Genomic DNA, 19,512 nt, shown 5'->3' with positions numbered 1-19,512 from the left:
CTCCGTGCGTCACACGGGTACTCTATGAATCAGTGATCAGCTGATTTGGGAATCCTGAATGTCGATTGGTCCTAGCGGTATTGTGGGCCGTGGCGAGTCGGTTTCCACCTCAAAATCGGCCGGATGACTTCGCCGTACTATCTTTGCAAGACGGGAGGTTTTATCGCTGGTCGAACGCGACGAAGGAGTATGCCCTTCTTGGCGAAAATCTGCTCACAATGCTGGACACACAGTGCGAGTTGGCACGGACTGAACTTGGTCTGCCGGCAATTGGTTCAGAGGTGCCGCAACCGATAGCTTAATGGCCGCCTGCAAATCCGGTCTGCTAGCGAGCGGTGCGATAGGCAACCTAGCTCGAACGGAGGTCAACACTTGCCGCTTTGCGCTATTTCCCCTTAAATATGTCTAACATCTTCGGGTCGTTTATTTTTCGAGCTATATCAACCGCGGAAGAATTGCTGCTGTCCACGTCATGCACCCTAGCTCCTCTTTCGATTAAAAACTCTACGCTATCGTAGTCTCCAACGCCCGTGGCCATCATCAATGGAGTGTATCCATGTGAGTTTCCGACGTTTACATCAGCTCCCATGTATACAATTGCCTTAACCCACAAACTTTGAAGCAGCTTTGGGCAATCTACGGCATCAACTGCTGAAAGCAATGGAGTCGTGCTTCTGACTCCATCGAAGTGAATACGATTTATATTATCTCTATCAAATAGATTCTCCAAAAACCAGAAAACATTACCGGCGCAAACAGCTTCGTCAATACTTTTATATCTTTGACAAGGCCTAGTGAGCCATATAATTGCTGCAAATACCAAACATAAATAAATCAATATTTTCCGCAATTTCTGATCCTGCAGGCCTCGAAAAAGCTCTACTCCCGCGAATATTTTAAACAATTACGTCCCCTACCCTTGTCTCTCGATTACAACTCCTAGGAATAGCAACTGAAGCAGAAAAAGACCACTTAGCACGGGTAATATTCCGGGGAGACGATAAATCGAAGAGTGACTACTCAGAAGGTCGCATGAAACAAGAATGCGATCCTAGAACTCCGTTCTCCACATTTTAGGGATTCAACTTGCAAGGGCGGAGCCGGCATCCGAAGGCATCACGCCACGCCGCCGGCGATCTGGCGCAGTCCGTTGGCGACGGCGATGACGGCTCTGTCGTTGCGGCTTTCCGGAAGCATCCAGGCCGTGATCGAAAGGCCGAGCGGCACGAGGCGGCCGAAGGGTGCGACGAGGGCGCCGCTGTTCAGGTGAGGCTGGATCAGCGATTGCCGCCCCATCAAAACGCCTGCGCCGGATAAAGCTTCCTGCACTGCCACCGCATAGAGCGAGAAGCCGGGGCCGGTCGGGATCACCGGGCTGTCGGGCATGGCGGAAGCGGCCCAGATCCGCCAGTCCTGCCAGACCACATCCGAGATGCAGTTGACCGTCGCGAGGTTGGCGGGATCGGCAAGCGCTTCGGCCAATCCAGGGATGCAGACCGGCAGCAGTTGCTCATCCCACAATGTGATCTTGTCCGGGCCGGGCTCGGCATAAAACAGGCACAGATCGAAGGGCGTGCGCTTGAGATCAGGCGGTTCTTCGAGCGCGGTCACCGAGATATCCACGTCGCGAAGCGCGGCGCGCAGATGCAGAAGGCGCGGCGCCAGCCATAGCTGGGCGAGCGCCGGCGAGGTAACGATATGGACTTTGCGCGGGGCCGCGTGACGGCGCAGGTCACGCACCGCCCCGCCAAGCGCATCGAAGGCGGCGCTGAAGCGGGGCGCGACGCGCTCCCCCAGGACAGTCAGGGTGACGCCCCTCGCCTGGCGGTGAAACAGCTCGGCGCCGAATTCGGCCTCCAGCGCTTTGATCTGCGCCGCCACGGCGCCTGGCGTCACCATCAGCTCATCGGCAGCGCGGCGAAAACTGCCGAGCCGGGCGGCAGCCTCGAAGGCGCGCAGCGCGTTCAGCGAGGGCAATCTGTCGAATGGCGGCGAAATGGACATGGGGTTGAGGCCTAGATTTTCTGATCCTTCTATCGCCGAAAGCTCGTTTGTCGCAAGTCCACCCGCATGAAATCGTGGCTCATGCAGCAACCAAGTCGCGCTGCTTCAAGCAGGGAGCGACGTTCAGCAGGGATGATGACAGCCATGAAGATTTCGGCCATCGAGCTTTACGAATACGACCTGACTTACTCCCATGGGACCTATGTGATGTCCAAGGGCCGGTCGGCGAAACAGCAGCCGTCCAATCTCGTGCGGGTCATCACCGACAGCGGCATCGAAGGCTGGGGCGAGGCCGCGACGCTTTCCGGCAATTACCTGCCGGTCTTTGCCGGCAGCACGCGTGCGGCCCTGCGCGAGCTCGCGCCGCTTTTGATCGGGCAGGATCCGCGCAGAAGCACGCATCTGCAGCGGCTGATGTCCAGTGTCCTGATGGGTCAAGCCAATGCCAAGAACGCTTTCGACGTGGCCTGCTGGGATATTTTCGGCAAATCCGTCGATCTGCCGATCTCGGCGCTGATCGGCGGCGTGCTTAGCACCGAGCTGCCGATCTTCGAGGCCGTTCCGCTGTCCTCGACCGAGGAAAGCCTCGACTATGTCAGCAAGCGCAGCGCTGAGGGCATCATGCGTTATCAGATCAAGATCGGCGACGATCCGGTGAAGGACGCCGCCCGCGCCCGCGCCATCGTCAAAGCCTTCCCCGATATCTTCTTCTTCGTCGATGCGAATGCCGGATATACGCTGCTCGAAGCCCAGATCGCCATGCGCGCGCTTGAAGATACGAACCTCTATGTCGAGCAGCCCTGCCGGGATATCGCCGATTGCGCCATGCTGCGCAAGATTAGCGGGCTGCCGATCGTGCTGGATGAAGCGGTCCTCACCCATGCCGATCTCTATCGCGCCAAATACGAGGTGAGCGCTGCGGCGGTCAACATCAAGCTGGGGCGTCTCGGCGGCATCACGCCGGCGGTTGCCATGCGCAATGCGGCACAGGATCTCGGCATGCATTTCTGCATCGAGGACGTCTGGGGCGGCGATGTTACGGCGGCAGCGGTGTCGCATGTCGCAGCCAGCGCCTACCCGGAATATCTGATGCACACCTCGTTCTTCAACGATTGGACGAACGAGCATGTGGCCGGCTATCAGCCGCGCAGCCGCAATGGCCGGGGTGCGGCCCCGACCGGCCCCGGTCTCGGCATCACGGTCGACCGCTCGCTGCTCAGCGCGCCCGTGGCCAGCTTTTCCTGATGGAGGCCACGCCCATGCTCCCTGCTCTGCTGACCTATGACGCAAGCGTATCGAAGCTGAGCTGGCCCGGCGCGATCGACGCCTTGCGGCGCGGCCACCAGCGGCCCCGGCCCGAACAGGGAGACCTGCTGCTCGGCTCGGACGAAGCAAGGCTTCTGAACCGCGCCGCCCGGGTTGAAGGTCTCGGCTTTGCGGTGAAGGCAGACAGCGTCTTTCCCGGCAATGCCCGAAAAGGACTGCCCTCGGTTCAGGGGGCGGTTCTGCTGTTCGATGGCGATTGCGGGACTGTGCGGGCCGTCATCGATAGCCGGCTGGTCACGCATTACAAGACGGCGGCCGATTCCCTTCTCGGCGCGCAATGCCTGGCGCGCGCCGGCAGCCGCCATCTGGTCGTCCTGGGGGCCGGCGCCGTCGCTGGCACTCTGGCGCGGGCCTATGACGCCGCCTTTCCTGATATCGAGCGCATCTCGATCTGGTCGCGCCGTCCGGAACAGGCCGAGACGCTGGCCGCCATACTTGGCGATCTGCGCGCCGAAGTCACGGCCGCTGCCGATGTGGCGGACGCGGTTCGGACAGCCGATATCGTTTCGGCTGCGACCATGGCCCGTTCCCCGATCCTTCGGGGCGAATGGGTCCGCCCCGGCACGCATGTCGATCTGATCGGCGCCTTCACGCCCGATATGCGCGAGGCGGATGACACGCTGATCGCCGCCGGGCTCGTTTATGTGGATTTCATGGAGACGGTGATGGACCGGATCGGCGAGATCACGCAGCCGATTGCGTCCGGCGCCATCGACCGCTCGCATATCAGGGGAGATCTCTACGATCTCGTGGCAGCGGGCACGACAAGCCGCCAGTCCGACGACCAGGTCACGATCTTCAAGAATGGCGGCGGCGCCCATCTCGATCTGATGATGGCGAGCTACGTCGTCGATGCGGTCAATGCGTAGATCTGCAGCGCAGATGGCGGTTTAGGCTGTGAACCTATTAATGGCCATCGGCATGGCGTGGACGTTCAATGAATTGCGAACAGTTTCAAAATATCGCTGAATTCCTCGCCGAAGGTGGCGCTCGCCGCTGCGTGACCGTGACGGGAAAGGATTGTCGCTGATGTTGCTGCGTCAATTGCCTCGGCATAGAAATTCCCGTCGGACCACAATGTAATGCGCCCGAAAAGTTCGCTGCTTTCAAAGTCGATTTTGGCGGCTGGATTCGACGTGGGCGTGCAAACTTCAACATCGATGCTCACGCTTGAGGACGGAGTTGCTGCAAGCCTCGTTCCCCAGGCAATGAACCCATCAATCAGTGGGGCGTCAGACATTTAGCAGACCAAAATTAGAACTCGCAAACGCCGTCACCCAGAACGGCATGATCTTTGGGCGGGTGTTGCGGTTCAACATGGCGCCGCAACGAGAGCTGATGAAATGCCACGCCGTCTACTTGACTACGTTGAGGCCGAAAATCACGTCGCGAACAACACCGTCTCCATAAGACTCCCTGTAAGTTGCCTTGTCAGGGCCGATGTATCCGGCTGCAGAAGTGTAGTAAACAATCATGCCTGGGGCTTTCACACCAGCGCATTTGGGAAACTTTTTCGAATTCGCAACTATCTCTTCCGGAACGATTTCGAGCTTACCATGAGCTGGCGGAGAGAGTGTTCGAACGTTCGGCCGGGTCGATTGTGAGCAATCGGCTTTGAGGTGCCAAGTCTGCCCCAGTCGCGTCCGCTCAGCGCTAACCGCAGTAAGGCTCCTGTTCTCCGTGGTAATGCCACCCGAGGTCGTCGTACAACCCGCCAGTGTCGGAATTACCAGAGCAGAAAATGCCGCAGCCAAAGTTCGCATCATCGGTCTCCTGTTGCTTATGAGCATGCGTACCGATGGCGTCTAAACGCGTCAATCGCGTGAGGCATTGAGCCGCAGGAGCCATGTCTATGCGCATTCCTTCACAGCGAGGGCGGGATCTCAAAGCAAGGATTGAGATGGGGCGCGTTATTCGCCTTCGCGGCTCTGCCAACGGCGACCCCGCGGGGGGACTTGATACGCGTCAGCTCGCGCCCCCACATGGCTTACCGGCTCGGCTAGGTTTCTTCAGCCCGAGTTCAATATCGGCTTTCATGCCGCCCGTCGCTTAGTGGATGGGGCAACCTGTCCCCACGCGGCGCGCATCTCGATCTGATGATGGCGAGCTACGTCGTCGATGCGCTCAATGCGTGGGTCTGCAGCGCAGATGGCGTTTTAGAACGGCAGGAAGCCGAACAGGCGTTTGCTGGCGCTCGCCGCCCAGGAGGGCTTCACCGTCCCCGCCGCCAATGGCGGGCCGGGCGATGGCGCCAGCGGCGATGGATAGAAGCGATTGAGCATCGCGTCGCAGACATAATGACCCCAATTCGTCAGAACCTCCGTTTCCCTTGCGCCGAGGAAATGAAGATAGGTGCCGACGTCAGAGGGAACGACCGACGACGGCGGCAGCGTGTAGGAGGCATAGGGTTCGAGTTCGGCATCCTTGCTGTCGATCGACCAGTAGACGCCATGCGTTCTCGCGCGCAAAGCCGATTTCGAGGGAGGGTCGAGGCCGAGCATATCAGCCTGTTTTGCCGCCTTCAAGCCGCCGATCAGGTCTCGCCGCCGCAACGACCTCACCTGATTGTCGGTAGTATCGAGAACGCGCTTGAGCTGGCTCAGATAGTTCCAATATCCGCGGGTGGAGGAACGCCAGGGCGCGCCGGCATCGCTGACCAGCAGGCAGTCGCAGCGTTTCAGTGCCGGCTCGATGCCGTGATTGTCGTAAACGCCGCCATCGCTGAGGATTGCCCTGCCGGGAGCAACGGGTTCGCCGACGGTGTCGTCGAGTTTTTCCCTCTTCCAGGAAAACTGCGACAGATCCAATCGCAGCGGGGACAGCACGGGCGGGAATGCCGCCGACGCGGCAACCGCGGTCGCGAGCGGAAGTGCCGGATGAAATGACACGCCGATCCGGTAATCCGCGATATAGCGGTTGGACATGCGGAAGAGCGAACCGGTGCTGAGATTGCTGGCGCAGAAGACGAACCAGGGCGTTTCAGGCAGGTCTTTCAGGCTTGGCGATTTTCCATCGAAGAGATGTCGCTCGTAGAGTTTGGCGGCTTCCTCCGCCGCACTCGATAAGGGATTGAACACGCCCTTCAGGAAACTCGGCCCATCCGCAAAGACCTGGCTGAAGGCCAGAATGGGATCGACATATTCCGCCTTGAAGTTGACGGCGACGTCATTCTCAAAGACCAGCCGCGGCCATACATAGGCGAGCAGGCCGGAGGCGATCGATCCGCCCGAGACCGACGAGATCATATCGAGCTTCGCCAGAAGGCCGGCCTCGTTCAGCGTCGCCAGCGATCCCGCATGGAAGAGCATGGCCCGATAGCCGCCGCCCGAAAGGCAAAGGCCGAGCTGGTAGCGCTCGGCCGGCTTCTCGGGTTCGTCGAATCCAGACAAGACGCTGTTTTCCTCGGGATGCTCCCCTTCTGACATGCTCTGTCCTATCACGTTAGGAAGGATGGCGACATTTGTATCAGATCGAGACCGGCGGGAAGGAATGTCATAGCGGATTGCCCGAGATTGGCGTCCGGTCTCATCTTTCACTTCGATTCACCGGCCGAACCTCTCTGGAGGGCTGCACGATCAGTCTTGCAAAACATTCCTCGCAATGTTCAATAACCCTCGCAAAGGCGGGGGAATCGATGCGGTGCACTGTTGCTGGCTTGCTGTTTCTATGCGCGTTTCCTCTGTCTGCAGCGGAGATCACGCGCGAGCCGTTGGAGGGTGACACCGACCTGATCTCTGTCACCGGCGTCCTGAACGAAGGTGACGAAATCCTCTTCAGAAACGTCGCCGCGGCCCCCAACAAGGCGCTGGTTTTTCTAAACAGCGAGGGCGGGGATCTCAAAGCCGGAATCGAGATCGGGCGGGCGATCCGGCTTCGAAACTTTGCCACCGCGGTCCCGCCGGGGACCTTGTGCGCTTCAGCCTGCGCCCTCACCTGGCTTGCCGGTTCGCCGCGCATGCTTGAGGCCACATCCAATCTCGGCTTCCACGCCGCCTACCGCGTGATTGACGGCAAGGCCAGCGAGAGCGGCGTCGCCAATGCGCTTGTGGGAGCCTACCTCAACCAGCTCGGATTGTCCGACACGGCCGTCGCTTTCGTAACCTCGGCGCCGCCTGAAGGCATCGAATGGCTGACCCCTGACAAGGCGCAGGGCGTGGGCATTGCCTACGAGACGGTTCAACTGGACGCGGCGAATGCGACGTCCGAGGAGGGCAGGACGTTGCCGTATGATCCGATGGGCACGGTGACGGCGTTCTACTCCGCACTCGCAGTCGCCGATGGTGAAACCGCCTCGGCTCTGGTCATTCCGGAAAAGCGCGGCAAAGGCCCCTTCAACGAAGCGTCGATCCACGCCTTCTTCGGCGCCATGTCGCAGCCGCTCAAACTCACCGGCACGGCGCTGCGCGGCAATGATAACGTCCGGGTTTCCTACGAATATGTCACCAACGACGGCCGCCGCTGCCAGGGGCGCGCCGATGTCCAGACCACCTACGCATTCGGCAAGACGTTGCTTTCGAAAATCACGGCGCTGGGCGGCTGCTGAACGTCTTCGCCCTGCTACAGTCACCGCAGCTGACCGCATCTGCTTCAGGCAAGCTGGCCCGCGGTTGCTCGTCTCCGGATTCGCGCTCAGCTATGCCGCCTGCACCGAAGCTTTTAACCACCGAGGCACTTCGTGACTTCTATCTATGACAATCACGCCCTCGACCTGACGCGCGATCCCGATTTCTTTTCCCTGCTGACCGGAAGCTACGAGCGCATCGTCGGCCGTCGTCTTGCCGAGGATGGACAGGGGCCGGGCTGGCTTTACCACGATGCGCCTTTCGTGGTCCTCGCGCACAATACCCTGCCCGATCCGCGCTTCATCTACGCGAACCGTACGGCGCAGAACTGCTTCGAATATGGCTGGGACGAATTCACTTCCTTGCCGTCGCGGCTTTCGGCCGAGCAGCCTGACCGCGCCGAGCGTCAGCGGCTGCTGGATAGCGTGACCCGCGATGGTTTTGTCGAGAATGGTCGCGGCGTCAGGATCGCAAAATCCGGGCGCCGTTTCTGGATCGAGAACGTGACCGTCTGGCAGCTTATCGACGAAAGCGGCAAGCGGCTGGGCCAGGCTGCAACGTTCCCTTCGTGGCGGGACGCGTAGTCTCTCCGTCCAATCGCCAAGTCTCAGCCTGATGCGTTGTACCCATCCGGTGATATCACAGCTTTACGCGGTCGGGATGCGCCGCCTGGAAGGCCGGCAGTTCGGCGCATCTGGCGTCGATTTCGACGATGCGCTTGAGATGCGTGATATCAACGCCCCAGCGGCGGGCGTTGTAGACCTGCGGGACAAGGCAGAGGTCCGCCATCGTCGGCTGATCGCCGAAGCTGAAGGCTCCGCCAGCGCCATCGATCATCGCCTCCAGTTTGCCAAGTCCGTCGGCGATGAAATGCTGCATCCACTCCTCGCGGGCGTCGGCCTTGTCGGTCATGGTCATGAGATGCGTCACGACATGCATATTGCAGATCGGATGGATGTCCATGGCGACCGCATAAGCCAGCGCGCGGACGTGCTGGCGTCCGGCACTGTCTCCGGGCAGCAATCCACCTTCCGGCCGCAACTCGGCCAGATATTCGATGATGGCCAGCGACTGGGTGAGAGCTTTTCCGTCGATCACCAGCGTCGGCACCAGCCCCTGCGGGTTGAGCGTGAGATAATCCGGATTCCTGTGCGCTCCCTCCAAGAGATTGACCGGCACCGTCCTGTAGTCGATCTCCAGCAGGTTGAGCGCGATGCGGACGCGATAGCTCGCCGACGATCGCCAGTAGTCGTAAAGGACGACCTCGTTCATTGCGACCTCGCTCCTCCATAGCGTTCGACAGTCTGCTCGATCGCCCCGAAGATCGAATGGCCGGCACGGTCTTTCATCTCGATGCGGACCTGGTCGCCGAACCGCAGGAAGGGCGTCTTCGGCGCGCCGGTTTCGATCGTCTCGATCATCCGGATCTCGGCGATGCAGGAATAGCCGTCGCCGCCGTCTTCGACCGGGCGGCCCGGGCCGCCGTCCCGCTTGTTGGAAACCGTTCCCGAGCCGATGATCGTTCCGGCCGTAAGACTGCGGGTTTTGGCGGCATGGGCGATCAGTTGGCCGAAATCGAAGGTCATGTCGATGCCGGCATTGGCCTTGCCGAAGGACTTGCCGTTCAGGCTGACGAGCAGCGGCAGACGCAGCTTGCCGCCATCCCACGCCTCTCCCAGCTCGTCCGGCGTCACCGCCACAGGCGAAAATGCCGAGGCCGGTTTGGACTGGAAGAAACCGAACCCCTTGGCCAGCTCGTCGGGGATCAGGCCGCGCAGCGACACGTCGTTGACGAGCATCACCAGACGGATAGCGCCGCGGGCGGCCTCCGGGCTCGCCCCCATGGCAACGTCGCCGGTGATGACGGCGACCTCGCCCTCCATATCGATCCCATAGGCCTCGTCGGCCGCCAGGATCGGATCGCGCGGCGCGAGGAAGACATCCGAGCCGCCCTGATACATCAGCGGATCGGTCCAGAAGCTTGCCGGCATCTCGGCGCCGCGTGCCTTGCGCACCAGTTCGACATGGTTGACGTAAGCGGAACCATCGGCCCATTGATAGGCCCGCGGTAGAGGTGACGTGGCGTCATGCTCGTGAAAGCGGCGCGTCGGCTGGGCGCCGGTCTCGATGCCTTCAGCAATCAGCTGGAGTCTCGGCGCGACATGCTCCCAGTCGTCGAGTGCTGCCTGCAGCGTGCGGGCGATATGGCCGACTTCGGAGCAGCGGGTCAGGTCGCGGGACACGACGACAAGGCGGCCGTCCCTGGTGGAGTCCTTCAAGGTCGCAAGTTTCATGTTCCAATTCCGATGCTGTCACTTGATACCGGGGGTTCCGTCGAATTTGCGCTCCAGCCCGTCCCAGCACTCGAGATAATTCTCCTGCAGCGTTTCCAGCTCGGCGGCGTATTTCGTCAGCTGCTGCGGGTATCTGGTCTCGAACATGAAGGCCATGGTGTGATCGAGCTTCACCGGTTTGAGCTCGGCATTGGCCGCCTTTTCGAAGGCGAGCGCGTCCGGTCCGTGCGGCAGCATCATGTTGTGCAGGCTCATGCCGCCCGGCACGAAGCCCTCTTCCTTGGCGTCATACTGGCCGTGGATCAGGCCCATGAACTCGCTCATGATGTTGCGGTGATACCAGGGCGGACGGAATGAATGCTCGGCCACCAGCCAGCGCGGCGGAAAGATCACGAAATCGACATTGGCGGTGCCGGCATCTTCGGTCGGCGCCGTCAGCACCGAGAAGATCGACGGATCCGGATGATCGAAGCGGATGGCGCCGACCGGAGAGAACGTCCTGAGGTCATATTTGAACGGAGCGTAGTTGCCGTGCCAGGCCACGACATCCAGCGGCGAGTGGCCGATCTCGGTGACATAGAATTTTCCGCACCACTTCACGTGGACACGGCACGGTGTTTCCTTGTCCTCGAAGGCGGCGACCGGCGTCTTGAAATCGCGCGGGTTCGCCAGGCAATTGGCGCCGATCGGGCCGCGGTCCGGCAGCGTGAATTTGGCGCCGTAGTTTTCGCATATATAACCACGCCAGACCGGCTGCTCGCCGATCCCGAGGATCTTGAACATCATGCCGCGGGGGATGAGGCATATTTCCAGGGGCTCGACATCCATGATGCCCATTTCGGTGAACACTCTGAGGGCGCCGAGCTGCGGCACGATCAGCAGTTCGCCATCGGCATTGAAGAAGTAATCGTCGACCATGTCCTCATTGAAGACATAGGCATGCGCCGACATGCCGACCTGGGTCACGGCATCGCCCGCCGTCGTGATCGTCCGCACCCCTTCCAGAAAATTCAGTCTCTCCTTGGGCGCAGGGATCGGATCCCAGCGAAGCTGGCCGAGCGGCAGCGAGTGTTCGTCGAGGCACGGCGCGGTCTTCCAGAGCGGATAGGAAGCGTTGGAAAAGCGGCGGGTGTGGCGCACGCTCGGGCGAATGCGATAAAGCCAGGATCTTTCGTTCGTCCCGCGCGGCGCGGTGAACGGCGAGCCGGAAAGCTGCTCGGCATAGAGGCCGTAATTGCATTTCTGCGGGCTGTTTTGGCCCTGTGGCAAGGCGCCGGGAAGCGACTCGGTTTCGAAGTCGTTGCCGAAGCCCGGCATGTATTTCAGTCTGTCTGCGGCCGCGGCTTCGCCGTCGACCGTCTGGATCGATGTCTGGTCCATGCTCAACTCCTCCCATCACTCTCCGGCGCTGCGCGTCTTTTCAGACGCGCGAGAGAGTTTACTCCGCCGCCGTCCCGATGACACCACGCTTGATCTGATCGGCCTCGATCGACTCGAACAGCGCCCGGAAGTTGCCTTCGCCGAAACCTTCGTCGCCCTTGCGCTGGATGAATTCGAAGAAGATCGGGCCGATCACGGTTTTGGAGAAGATCTGCAGCAGGATTTTCGTCATGCCGCCATTCACCACGCCTTCGCCGTCGATGAGGATGCCGTGCTTCTTCATGCGCTCGATCGGTTCACTGTGGCCGTTCACCCGTTCATAGGACATGTCGTAATAGGTTTCCGGCGGACCCGGCATGAAGCGCAGGCCGTTGTCGGCAAGCCGGTCGGTGGCGCCATAAATATCCTCGGTGCCGACGGCGATGTGCTGGATGCCCTCGCCCCGGTACTTCTTCAGATATTCCTCGATCTGGCTGGTGTCGTCCTTCGATTCATTCAGCGGAATGCGGATCTTGCCGCAGGGCGAGGTGATGGCGCGGCTCACCAGACCGGTGATGCGGCCGTCAATGTCGAAGAAGTGGATCTGCTTGAAGTTGAACAGCTCGCGGTAGAAATCCCACCACTTGTCCATATTGCCGCGGAAGACGTTGTGGGTGAGATGGTCGAGATAATAGAAGCCGATCCCCTCAGGACGCGGATTGTGCTCGCCAAGCCAATCGAACTCGGCATCGTAGGCCGATCCCTTGGCGCCGTAGGTCTCGACAAAATAGAGCAGCGAGCCGCCGATGCCGACAATGGCCGGGACGTCGAGCATCTTGTCATCGCCCTCATAGGGAGTGGCGCCTTTCGACACCGCGTGGTCGAAAGCATGCCTGGCGTCGACGACACGCCAAGCCATCGACGCGGCGCAGGGACCATGTTGCTCGACAAAGCGGGCGGCATGGCTGCCGGGCTCGGCATTCACGACATAGTTGATGTCGCCCTGGCGCCAGACGGTGATGTCTTTGGTCTTGTGCCTGGCAACCGCAACATAGCCCATACGGGTGAAGAGTTCGCTGAGCTTTTCGGGTTCGGGATGCGCGAACTCGACGAACTCAAAGCCATCGGTGCCGGCCGGGTTGTCGGCGGTGATTTCGGATGGCGGCGCATCATGTGGGAAAGGACCCATTTTATCCTCCTGACGAGATGGAGTTTAACTGCGCAAAGTGTGGCCCAAAACGCGTGCAAAATCCTTGCATTCTTCATGCATTTAGAACAAATTATGCACGCTTCGTGAGTGTTTTGGAGATTCTACGCAATGGATGAACAGATCGACAAATTGGATTTGCGGCTGCTGCAGGAACTGCAAAAGGACGGCAGGCTGACGAATAACGAACTGGGTGATCGGATCGCACTTTCACCCTCGCAATGCTCGCGCCGGCGCACGCGGCTGGAGGCGGAAGGCTATATCCGCAGCTACCGGGCCTATCTCGACCGGGAAAAGCTGGGCCTGGATATGCTGGTGGTCATTTCCGTGACGCTTGCGACCCACAACAGAGACAATGCCCAGCGTTTCTCCCAACTGATCAACGGACTGCCGGAGGTTCTCGAAGCCTATGCGCTGACCGGTGAAATGGACTACCATCTGAAGGTGGCGACCCGCGGGCTCGCCGACCTCTCGAAGTTCGTCAACGACGTTCTGTTGCCGCACGAGTCTGTGCAGCACGTGAAGACCTCGATCGTGCTCGACACACTGAAAACCTTCGAGGGCTTTCCGGTGCGCATGCCGGGCAGCTGGCACGGCGACAGCGCGCGATGACCTCCCGCTGTCACCGATTGGCGATTTACTTGGCGACAGGCGTCAGAGCGGCAGTTCGGTCGAGAATTTCAGCTCGCGCAGCACGAAGCTCGAGACCACCGTGCGCACATGCGGGTTGCGCATGAGGTAGCGGGTCATGAAGGCTTCGTAGCTTTCCACGTCCTTCGCCCGGATCTTCAGCATATAATCGAAAGCGCCTGACAAGGCGTAGCACTCCATGATCTCCGGCCGCTCCAGCACCACCGACGCGAAGGAGGCGACCGCCTCTTCGTGGTGATCCTCCAGCGTGACATGGGCGATCACGCAGAGTTTGAGATCGAGTTTGCCGGGGTCGAGTAGCGTCACGCGCTTGCGGATGACGCCGTCAGCTTCCAGTTCCTGGATCTTCCGCCAGGCCGAACTCTGCGACATGCCGGCCTTCTCAGCCAGATCCGCCAGCGACAGGCTGCCGTCGGCCTGTATGAGCTGCAGAAGGGTGCGGCGAAAGTTCCCAGTTTCTTTCATTTTCGCCCTCTTGATGGAGAATATTTTTCATCATTATGACGGGGAGCGGCACAAAAGAAAAGAAAATCCGCCCGCCCCGGAGCATAATCGCAGACATAGCGCCATTCCTGGGAGGATCAGTGCCGATGACCAAAGAAAGCAGCTACACCGCGAAACTGCCCGGCCCGGACGGTCTCTATGACTACGGCCCAGAGGAAGATGCGATCTGGGGCGAGCTCTACCGGCGTCAGATGAAGATATTGGCCGGCACGGCCTGCCAGGAATATCTGGATGGCGTCGATCTGCTGGGGCTCAAGCCGGAGAAAGTACCTCAGCTTCTCGACGTGGACAGACGCCTGCACGAAACCACCGGCTTCGGCGTCGAAGGCGTGCCGGCGCTGATCCCGCCCTCACGCTTTTACGAGCTTCTGTCGCAAGGCAAATTCCCGCTGGCAACCTTCCTGCGCCGCCGCGAGCATATCGACTATATCGAGGAACCGGACCTGTTCCACGAGGTCTTCGGCCATTGCCCGCTGCTGACCAACCAGAGCTATGCCAATTTCGTCAGGCATTTCGGCGAAGCCGCCGTCCGCCTCGGCAAAGGCTATTCCTGGCATCTGTTCCGGATCTTCTGGTTCACCGTCGAATTCGGCCTGATCAACACGCCGCAAGGCCGCCGCTGCTTCGGCGCCGGCATCGTCTCGTCGCCGAGCGAAGCCAAGGCGGCAACCGAAGGCACGGCATGCGAATTCCGGCCGTTCGATCTCATGAGCGTTCTCAGGACCCCCTACCGCATCGATATCCTCCAGCCGATCTATTACGTCATCGACAGCTTTGCCGATCTGGAAGCGATCGTGGAGCAAGATATCGGCGGCATGATCCTCAAGGCGAAATCGCTGGGTGATTTCGCCCCCGCTTTCGAAGCCAAGGCCTCGTAGCCCCTGATTTGACGGGGAAGTGTGGAATTGCGAGATGCCGCGTCTCACTTCGGAGCGGCGGGACTGCGATCGACGAAATCAACGAGGACGCCCGGCTTCACCATGCCGGCAAGCTCTTCGGCGTCCCAGTTCGTCAGCCGCACGCAGCCATGCGAGCCGACCTTGTCGATGAGCTTCGGCTCCGGTGTGCCGTGGATGCCATAGGTCGGCTCCGTCAGGTCGATCCAGACGGTGCCGACCGGGCCATTCGGGCCTTTCGGGATGGTCAGGACCTTGTCGTTCTTTCCCTGCTTGAAGTTCAGCTTCGGGTCATAGCGGTAGACCGGCATCCTGGCGACGCCCTTGACCTTGTGTTTTCCCGACGGCGACGGATTGTCTTTACTGCCGATCGTCGCGGGATAGACGGCCAGCAGCGCTCCGTCCTCGGCATAGGCCAGAACCTGCCCCGTCTTCCCGTCGGCCTCGATCTTCTTGACCTTGCCTTCCCTTGGGGGACCGGGGTTCACCACCCACACCGTATCGCCTGGAGCAAACGGCGAAGCCGGGTTGAGCGCCTTGACGAGATCGATGCCCATGTGAAACCGCTCGGAAAGCTTTTCGGCAACGCTGGTATATCCCAAGCTCTGCATCTTGGCCTTCTCGCCATAATCCTCGGGTATCTTGTCGACGAGGCCCTTGGCATCCTCCGCCGAAACCACATAGCTCTCGACGATCGGCGCATCGCCTTCCAAACGGGAAACGACCTCCGCATCCGGCCTGCCATCGACGGGAAGGTTATTCATCGCCTCGAAGCCGGCGACCGCCTTGCTGACATTCTCGCCGGCGAGCCCGTCGATGACGCCCGGAGAGGCGCCGGCACGGTCGAGCAGGACCTGAAGGCGGACGATTGCCGGGTCCGGATCTTCGGACGAGCGCTTTTCTGTCTTGATTGAAGCAATCGAAGCATTGTTGATTGCATCGGCTTTGAGTTCTGCCGCGGCGGCATCGCCAACGGAGAAGATCAGAGCGAGAAGCGACATCGGCAGGGCTGTTTTCATAGACGACAAATGGCCATTGCCGAAACTTGTTCCATTGCGCAACGATACTCGGACTTTAGACTTAGTCGCTTCAGCCCCTCTCCAGATCACAGCGCCTTCGCGCGCCTCCTGGCTTCGCGCGATCTTGCCGCGCGGCGCGCCGGCCTCAGTTCCTCGATCGTCGGCAGCCACCACCTGGCGTCCTCAGCCGGAGGCGTTTTCGCAGGCCAAGTGCGGACGAGTTCTTCGAGTGTCGGCACCCGCCAAGATCCCCAGACGCGATCCTCGGTCACGCCGGGATAGTAGTCCGCCACGACACCCGGGTCGGCCAGTTCGCCGGTGATCTCGGTAAAGACGACAATGCCATAGGAGACGGCGACCGGTCTTCCGATCGGCGGCAGATCGTCGCCGGGCAGCGGGTAGCGATGGCGCTTTCGTTCCGCCGAGCGCAGCTTTCTGCGCATCTCCTGTTCGGTCCCCTTTCGCTCCACGGCGCGGCGCTGTCTCTCCTCCGGCTCGTTTCGCCGCGCTGCCGCTTCGATAGCGGGCCATCTGTGTCTGAGGTCCTCATAGGATCGGAAGGGAACGTGCCATAGCTTGAGATCGCCGTCCCACCGGGAAAACGGCACTTCACGCAGTTCGTCGACAACGGTTTTCGAGTATGGCGTGCGGATCCGAAAGCCTGCCTTGCCGAGTTGAAGATAGGGACTGTCGATCGGCTCGAAGACGAAGGCGTCGCGTCCCTTCGCATCCGCATGGGCGTCGGCTTCGGCCTCCAGCTCGGCAAGCCATCTCCCGATGCGGCGGGGCGCCGTGCGGCCGGGAACGAACCAAGCCTTGCGGGCGTCGCTCCAGCGGGCACGAGGGAAACGCTTTCGGAACTGCTCGACAGTCATCCTGTCGTAAGGAAAGGAAACGTCGGCGCCCGGCTTGGGGTCGTCATCGCTGGACAACGCCTCGTCACGATCGGTCGGGGATTTCGTTTCGGTCATGGAAGAAGAACGCTTGCGCGAAGGGATCGGTTTCCAGTGGGTCGGGCCGAAGCGCTCAATTTGCACGCGGGCACGATAAGCCGCGGGCAATTCCCCGTCAGTGAATTGTCTTCAATTGCTGCTCCGCATGCGAAATATTATGCAGCGTCGCCATAAGCTTTTCGAATTCGTTCAAGACACGATTGAATTCGGCGTCGGGCATGCCGGTGATCTCAGCTATCGTCGAGGAAACCGAGGCAATGAGCCTGTCGATCCAGACGCAGCGGTCGGCCGGCACATGGCCGAGAACCTCATGCCGATGTGTTTGCAGCTCGCGCAGAATGCGGATGATAAGGGCGCTCCGGTCCGCCCTGCTCAGCGACCGGAGCCTTGCCTGCGCCCTCTGGATTTCCGTTACCAGCGTCGTCGCCATTCCCCTGATCTCCGCCCTCAATACAACCGATATCACAACCGTAGCGTTTGCAACACGGACTTAGGTCCGACATCGGTTCGCCCCGGCGACGATCAATTGCTCGTCGCCACGATCACCGGCGCGTCGCAGCCGCGCCGCGGGCCGTCCCACGGCTGATATGTATTATCCTCAGGCCGATACGACCTGTAGCGAGCGGCACACCAGGCCGCCGCCTGTGCATTCACTTTCGTGCTCGCGCCATCGTCGGCGTCGGCGGCATCAGGCTGGTGCGGCGAAGAGCAGGCGCGGATCTCCCCGCTATAGGATCGATAGCTGTTGGTCGCAGGATCGAAGGAGCGGTAACGCTCAGCGCACCAGGCAAGGTGTTCGGCCGGAAATTTTGGTTGCGGCCCCAGGCGTTCGGTCGACGGGCCAGCGGGTTCCGGTTTCGCCCTTGCCGTCATGACGGCCGGCGCCTCGGTGACATAACTGGAATAGACGGGCGCAATCCGTTCATAACGCTGCTGCCGAGGGTCGATTTTCATCGGCCCCGTCGTCCAGAGATCCGGCTCCGCAACATCTTGCAAGGCATGGGCTTCGGTATCCGCCACGACGTGCGAAGTAACAGATGCGGCAGCTATGCAGGCACCCACCGAGCTGACGATGCCGAAGGCGACGGAGGCGAGGCCGTTCATTGCCCCGCCCCCTGCTGTTGCGCCTGTGGAACCCAGACGCGGCCGGCCGTGCCGCCGTGCCGGCCGCCGGTGGCGACTAGCACGGCGAGGATACCGGCGATCGCCAGCAGAATGGCGACGAGCGGCAGGGCCAGACCAGGGGATTTCTGTTCGGAATAGATCATGTTCCTCTCCTCGTCCCGGCGGCGCAAGGCCGCCGGGCGCCGGCTGCTATGCCGTGATGATGTAGACGATCGTGAACGCCGAAGGATCGACGATGACGATCCGGCCGTCGGCGAGGATGAAGAAACGATAGGCCTTGTATTGCGGAACGATCTCCACGATCCGCGGCGGCAGCGGCTCCAACCTGATCTTCTTCGGAATGGTGGTGCCAACCGAGACCGTGAAGTCCACGTCCCGCACCGGCTCGACATGAACCTCCTTTACGACAGTCCGGATTTCCGTCTGTTGCTCCACAGAGATGTTGACGTTGGTCGTGTTGTTCGTCTCGGTCTTGGTGGTGTTTTTGGTGTTGGCGTCGACCGAGGTATTGTTGTTCTCGACGTTCGTCTTGCTGTTCGACTGAGTTTCGGTCGAGCCGCCGGAGGACGTCGCGGCATCGCCGGATTTTTGTGTTTCGCCAGAACTGTTCGAGGTGCCGGTCGAGGTCCCCTCCTGGCTGCCGGCAGGCTTCTGGCCTTCCGTCGCGGACTGCCCCGACTTCTGCGTCGTCGAACTGTCCGAGCTTCCGGACTGCGTCTTAGCGCCGGACTGTGTCTTGGCGCCAGGCTCAGTGGTTTCCGAGGATGCACCCGACGAGCTTCCATCGGAGTCCGAAGGCTGCTGCGTGCCCTGGCCGGTCGATGCGCCTGCGCCGCCCGAAGCAGCACCGCCCGCGTCCGGCTGCTGTGCCGCACCGTCGCTAGGCTGGCCGCTCTGCGCGGTCCCCTTCTTGGGAAGGATGGGCGCATCCTGCGCCGAGGCAGACATCATGCCGACCGGAGAAACGCCGATCGAGAGTGCCGTCATCAGAACGGCGAGTGTCTTGCTCTTCATAACAATCTCACTGATTTTGGCCGCACGACGACGCTGCCGTCCGTCGTGCGGCTGATGTAAATGACGATTTGTGAAGTAAGACGCGGCGGGGGGCCGCGTTGGGCATCAGGTCACTTGATGACCTGGATTACCTTGCGGGACGACGGCTCGACGATGACACGTTCATCGTTGACCACCGCGTAGGCATAGGTCGGATCATCCGGAATAGGCGTTACCACGACCGTTTCCGGCAGCGGCTGCCCGACGACAACCTTCTCCTTTACGACCACGCGCGCCGAAGGTGCCGGAGCCTCGCGGACATAGGTGACCACCTTTTGCGGCGGCGGATCGATCGCGGTGCCGACGACAGCGCCGGCAACACCGCCGACAGCAGCGCCGACGGGACCGCCGACGATCGCCCCGGTGACTGCGCCGCCGGCCGCGCCATTGACGGTCGATGACTGGGCGAATGCGACGCCGGACATGAGGGTCGCAGCAGTTGCCGCAGAGACGATAAGCTTGGAGAGCATATTTTCCTCCTTCTGTTTTGAAGCGGCCTTGGTGACCGCTGCCAGACCAACCAGTTGGAGACGGGGTCGTTCCACGCCTCGGACCTCAG

Annotated in this window: 22 protein-coding genes; 6 read left to right on the top strand and 16 right to left on the bottom strand. The window is 60.9% G+C overall.

The window, feature by feature from the left end; translation table 11 throughout:
- Positions 1-385 precede the first annotated feature (385 nt).
- Positions 386-904, bottom strand: coding sequence for an ankyrin repeat domain-containing protein (locus tag AF337_RS42380; protein ID WP_152971124.1), 519 nt, complete (start codon positions 902-904; stop codon positions 386-388).
- 212 nt (positions 905-1,116) lie between these two features.
- On the bottom strand, positions 1,117-2,004 hold the full coding sequence (locus tag AF337_RS18290) for a LysR family transcriptional regulator (protein WP_049733197.1): 888 nt from the start codon (positions 2,002-2,004) through the stop codon (positions 1,117-1,119).
- A gap of 144 nt (positions 2,005-2,148) precedes the next feature.
- On the opposite strand from AF337_RS18290, the gene AF337_RS18285 reads away from it, so the two are divergent.
- The gene (locus AF337_RS18285) at positions 2,149-3,249 is read left to right on the top strand and encodes a mandelate racemase/muconate lactonizing enzyme family protein (RefSeq protein WP_049733196.1); all 1,101 of its coding nucleotides are present in this window, start codon (positions 2,149-2,151) and stop codon (positions 3,247-3,249) included.
- 14 nt (positions 3,250-3,263) lie between these two features.
- The gene (locus AF337_RS18280) at positions 3,264-4,199 is read left to right on the top strand and encodes an ornithine cyclodeaminase family protein (protein WP_049733195.1); all 936 of its coding nucleotides are present in this window, start codon (positions 3,264-3,266) and stop codon (positions 4,197-4,199) included.
- 65 nt (positions 4,200-4,264) lie between these two features.
- Here the strand turns inward: AF337_RS18280 and AF337_RS18275 are convergent, their stop codons facing one another.
- A complete protein-coding gene (locus tag AF337_RS18275; protein ID WP_152971123.1) occupies positions 4,265-4,570 on the bottom strand; it encodes an immunity protein TriTu family protein in 306 nt (101 codons plus the stop codon).
- Between the two features lie 916 nt (positions 4,571-5,486).
- Positions 5,487-6,755 (bottom strand): patatin-like phospholipase family protein, encoded by a 1,269-nt coding sequence (locus tag AF337_RS18265; RefSeq protein WP_049733192.1) that lies wholly within the window; start codon positions 6,753-6,755, stop codon positions 5,487-5,489.
- Between the two features lie 284 nt (positions 6,756-7,039).
- On the opposite strand from AF337_RS18265, the gene AF337_RS18260 reads away from it, so the two are divergent.
- Together AF337_RS18260 and AF337_RS18255 are read left to right on the top strand one after the other, a co-directional pair.
- Positions 7,040-7,873 carry a COG3904 family protein gene (locus AF337_RS18260; protein ID WP_244471281.1) on the top strand — a complete coding sequence of 278 codons (834 nt, stop codon included), beginning with the start codon at positions 7,040-7,042 and terminating at the stop codon, positions 7,871-7,873.
- 132 nt (positions 7,874-8,005) lie between these two features.
- Positions 8,006-8,476, top strand: a complete 471-nt coding sequence (locus tag AF337_RS18255) for an MEKHLA domain-containing protein (protein ID WP_049733190.1) — start codon at positions 8,006-8,008, stop codon at positions 8,474-8,476.
- A 55-nt stretch (positions 8,477-8,531) separates the two neighbouring features.
- Here AF337_RS18255 and maiA read toward each other — a convergent pair whose 3' ends face one another.
- The 4 genes from maiA to hppD are packed head-to-tail and all read right to left on the bottom strand — an operon-like array spanning position 8,532 to position 12,734.
- On the bottom strand, positions 8,532-9,164 hold the full coding sequence (gene maiA / locus AF337_RS18250; RefSeq protein WP_049733189.1) for a maleylacetoacetate isomerase: 633 nt from the start codon (positions 9,162-9,164) through the stop codon (positions 8,532-8,534).
- The gene (locus AF337_RS18245; protein ID WP_049733188.1) at positions 9,161-10,186 is read right to left on the bottom strand and encodes a fumarylacetoacetate hydrolase family protein; all 1,026 of its coding nucleotides are present in this window, start codon (positions 10,184-10,186) and stop codon (positions 9,161-9,163) included. Before AF337_RS18245 ends, maiA begins: the two co-directional genes overlap by 4 nt.
- 18 nt (positions 10,187-10,204) lie before the next feature.
- Complete coding sequence (hmgA, locus tag AF337_RS18240; RefSeq protein ID WP_049733187.1) at positions 10,205-11,566, bottom strand: homogentisate 1,2-dioxygenase; 1,362 nt, start codon at positions 11,564-11,566, stop codon at positions 10,205-10,207.
- Between the two features lie 58 nt (positions 11,567-11,624).
- Positions 11,625-12,734 (bottom strand): 4-hydroxyphenylpyruvate dioxygenase, encoded by a 1,110-nt coding sequence (gene hppD, locus AF337_RS18235; RefSeq protein WP_049733186.1) that lies wholly within the window; start codon positions 12,732-12,734, stop codon positions 11,625-11,627.
- 129 nt (positions 12,735-12,863) lie between these two features.
- Here hppD and AF337_RS18230 point away from each other — a divergent pair, with 129 nt between their 5' ends.
- On the top strand, positions 12,864-13,364 hold the full coding sequence (locus AF337_RS18230) for an Lrp/AsnC family transcriptional regulator (protein ID WP_049733185.1): 501 nt from the start codon (positions 12,864-12,866) through the stop codon (positions 13,362-13,364).
- A gap of 42 nt (positions 13,365-13,406) precedes the next feature.
- Here AF337_RS18230 and AF337_RS18225 read toward each other — a convergent pair whose 3' ends face one another.
- Positions 13,407-13,868 carry an Lrp/AsnC family transcriptional regulator gene (locus AF337_RS18225; RefSeq protein WP_049733184.1) on the bottom strand — a complete coding sequence of 154 codons (462 nt, stop codon included), beginning with the start codon at positions 13,866-13,868 and terminating at the stop codon, positions 13,407-13,409.
- A 125-nt stretch (positions 13,869-13,993) separates the two neighbouring features.
- On the opposite strand from AF337_RS18225, the gene AF337_RS18220 reads away from it, so the two are divergent.
- Complete coding sequence (locus AF337_RS18220) at positions 13,994-14,785, top strand: phenylalanine 4-monooxygenase (protein WP_049733183.1); 792 nt, start codon at positions 13,994-13,996, stop codon at positions 14,783-14,785.
- Between the two features lie 44 nt (positions 14,786-14,829).
- Here AF337_RS18220 and AF337_RS18215 read toward each other — a convergent pair whose 3' ends face one another.
- The 7 genes from AF337_RS18215 to AF337_RS18190 all read right to left on the bottom strand — a co-directional run bounded on the left by AF337_RS18215 (position 14,830) and on the right by AF337_RS18190 (position 19,423).
- The gene (locus tag AF337_RS18215; RefSeq protein ID WP_082336831.1) at positions 14,830-15,831 is read right to left on the bottom strand and encodes a L,D-transpeptidase family protein; all 1,002 of its coding nucleotides are present in this window, start codon (positions 15,829-15,831) and stop codon (positions 14,830-14,832) included.
- 77 nt (positions 15,832-15,908) lie between these two features.
- Entirely contained in the window at positions 15,909-16,793 is an 885-nt protein-coding gene (locus AF337_RS18210; RefSeq protein WP_049733181.1) for a hypothetical protein, read from the bottom strand.
- Positions 16,794-16,890: 97 nt separating this feature from the next.
- The gene (locus AF337_RS18205) at positions 16,891-17,205 is read right to left on the bottom strand and encodes a hypothetical protein (RefSeq protein WP_049733180.1); all 315 of its coding nucleotides are present in this window, start codon (positions 17,203-17,205) and stop codon (positions 16,891-16,893) included.
- A 92-nt stretch (positions 17,206-17,297) separates the two neighbouring features.
- Entirely contained in the window at positions 17,298-17,879 is a 582-nt protein-coding gene (locus AF337_RS18200) for a BA14K family protein (protein ID WP_049733179.1), read from the bottom strand.
- Positions 17,876-18,043, bottom strand: coding sequence for a hypothetical protein (locus tag AF337_RS43710; protein ID WP_167347774.1), 168 nt, complete (start codon positions 18,041-18,043; stop codon positions 17,876-17,878). Before AF337_RS43710 ends, AF337_RS18200 begins: the two co-directional genes overlap by 4 nt.
- A 46-nt stretch (positions 18,044-18,089) precedes the next feature.
- A complete protein-coding gene (locus AF337_RS18195) occupies positions 18,090-18,914 on the bottom strand; it encodes a DUF1236 domain-containing protein (RefSeq protein ID WP_049733178.1) in 825 nt (274 codons plus the stop codon).
- Between the two features lie 110 nt (positions 18,915-19,024).
- Positions 19,025-19,423 carry a DUF1236 domain-containing protein gene (locus tag AF337_RS18190; protein WP_049733177.1) on the bottom strand — a complete coding sequence of 133 codons (399 nt, stop codon included), beginning with the start codon at positions 19,421-19,423 and terminating at the stop codon, positions 19,025-19,027.
- Between the last annotated feature and the right edge of the window lie 89 nt (positions 19,424-19,512).

It is taken from the genome of Rhizobium ecuadorense, assembly GCF_001187535.1.
GTDB classification, from domain to species: Bacteria; Pseudomonadota; Alphaproteobacteria; order Rhizobiales; family Rhizobiaceae; genus Rhizobium; species Rhizobium ecuadorense.
Note: the sequence above shows the minus strand (reverse complement) of the source record. Positions and strands in the feature narration are given on the sequence as shown.

Excerpts from the sequence above, each read along its gene's own strand:
- hppD (WP_049733186.1), bottom strand. The coding sequence starts at position 12,734 with ATGGGTCCTTTCCCACATGATGCGCCGCCATCCGAAATCACCGCCGAC.
- AF337_RS18220 (WP_049733183.1), top strand. The coding sequence starts at position 13,994 with ATGACCAAAGAAAGCAGCTACACCGCGAAACTGCCCGGCCCGGACGGT.
- AF337_RS18285 (WP_049733196.1), top strand. The coding sequence starts at position 2,149 with ATGAAGATTTCGGCCATCGAGCTTTACGAATACGACCTGACTTACTCC.
- AF337_RS18205 (WP_049733180.1), bottom strand. The coding sequence starts at position 17,205 with ATGGCGACGACGCTGGTAACGGAAATCCAGAGGGCGCAGGCAAGGCTC.
- hmgA (WP_049733187.1), bottom strand. The coding sequence starts at position 11,566 with ATGGACCAGACATCGATCCAGACGGTCGACGGCGAAGCCGCGGCCGCA.
- AF337_RS18200 (WP_049733179.1), bottom strand. The coding sequence starts at position 17,879 with ATGAACGGCCTCGCCTCCGTCGCCTTCGGCATCGTCAGCTCGGTGGGT.
- AF337_RS18290 (WP_049733197.1), bottom strand. The coding sequence starts at position 2,004 with ATGTCCATTTCGCCGCCATTCGACAGATTGCCCTCGCTGAACGCGCTG.
- AF337_RS18190 (WP_049733177.1), bottom strand. The coding sequence starts at position 19,423 with ATGCTCTCCAAGCTTATCGTCTCTGCGGCAACTGCTGCGACCCTCATG.
- AF337_RS18275 (WP_152971123.1), bottom strand. The coding sequence starts at position 4,570 with ATGTCTGACGCCCCACTGATTGATGGGTTCATTGCCTGGGGAACGAGG.
- AF337_RS18210 (WP_049733181.1), bottom strand. The coding sequence starts at position 16,793 with ATGACCGAAACGAAATCCCCGACCGATCGTGACGAGGCGTTGTCCAGC.
- AF337_RS18225 (WP_049733184.1), bottom strand. The coding sequence starts at position 13,868 with ATGAAAGAAACTGGGAACTTTCGCCGCACCCTTCTGCAGCTCATACAG.
- AF337_RS18265 (WP_049733192.1), bottom strand. The coding sequence starts at position 6,755 with ATGTCAGAAGGGGAGCATCCCGAGGAAAACAGCGTCTTGTCTGGATTC.
- maiA (WP_049733189.1), bottom strand. The coding sequence starts at position 9,164 with ATGAACGAGGTCGTCCTTTACGACTACTGGCGATCGTCGGCGAGCTAT.
- AF337_RS18245 (WP_049733188.1), bottom strand. The coding sequence starts at position 10,186 with ATGAAACTTGCGACCTTGAAGGACTCCACCAGGGACGGCCGCCTTGTC.
- AF337_RS18230 (WP_049733185.1), top strand. The coding sequence starts at position 12,864 with ATGGATGAACAGATCGACAAATTGGATTTGCGGCTGCTGCAGGAACTG.
- AF337_RS18280 (WP_049733195.1), top strand. The coding sequence starts at position 3,264 with ATGCTCCCTGCTCTGCTGACCTATGACGCAAGCGTATCGAAGCTGAGC.
- AF337_RS43710 (WP_167347774.1), bottom strand. The coding sequence starts at position 18,043 with ATGATCTATTCCGAACAGAAATCCCCTGGTCTGGCCCTGCCGCTCGTC.
- AF337_RS18195 (WP_049733178.1), bottom strand. The coding sequence starts at position 18,914 with ATGAAGAGCAAGACACTCGCCGTTCTGATGACGGCACTCTCGATCGGC.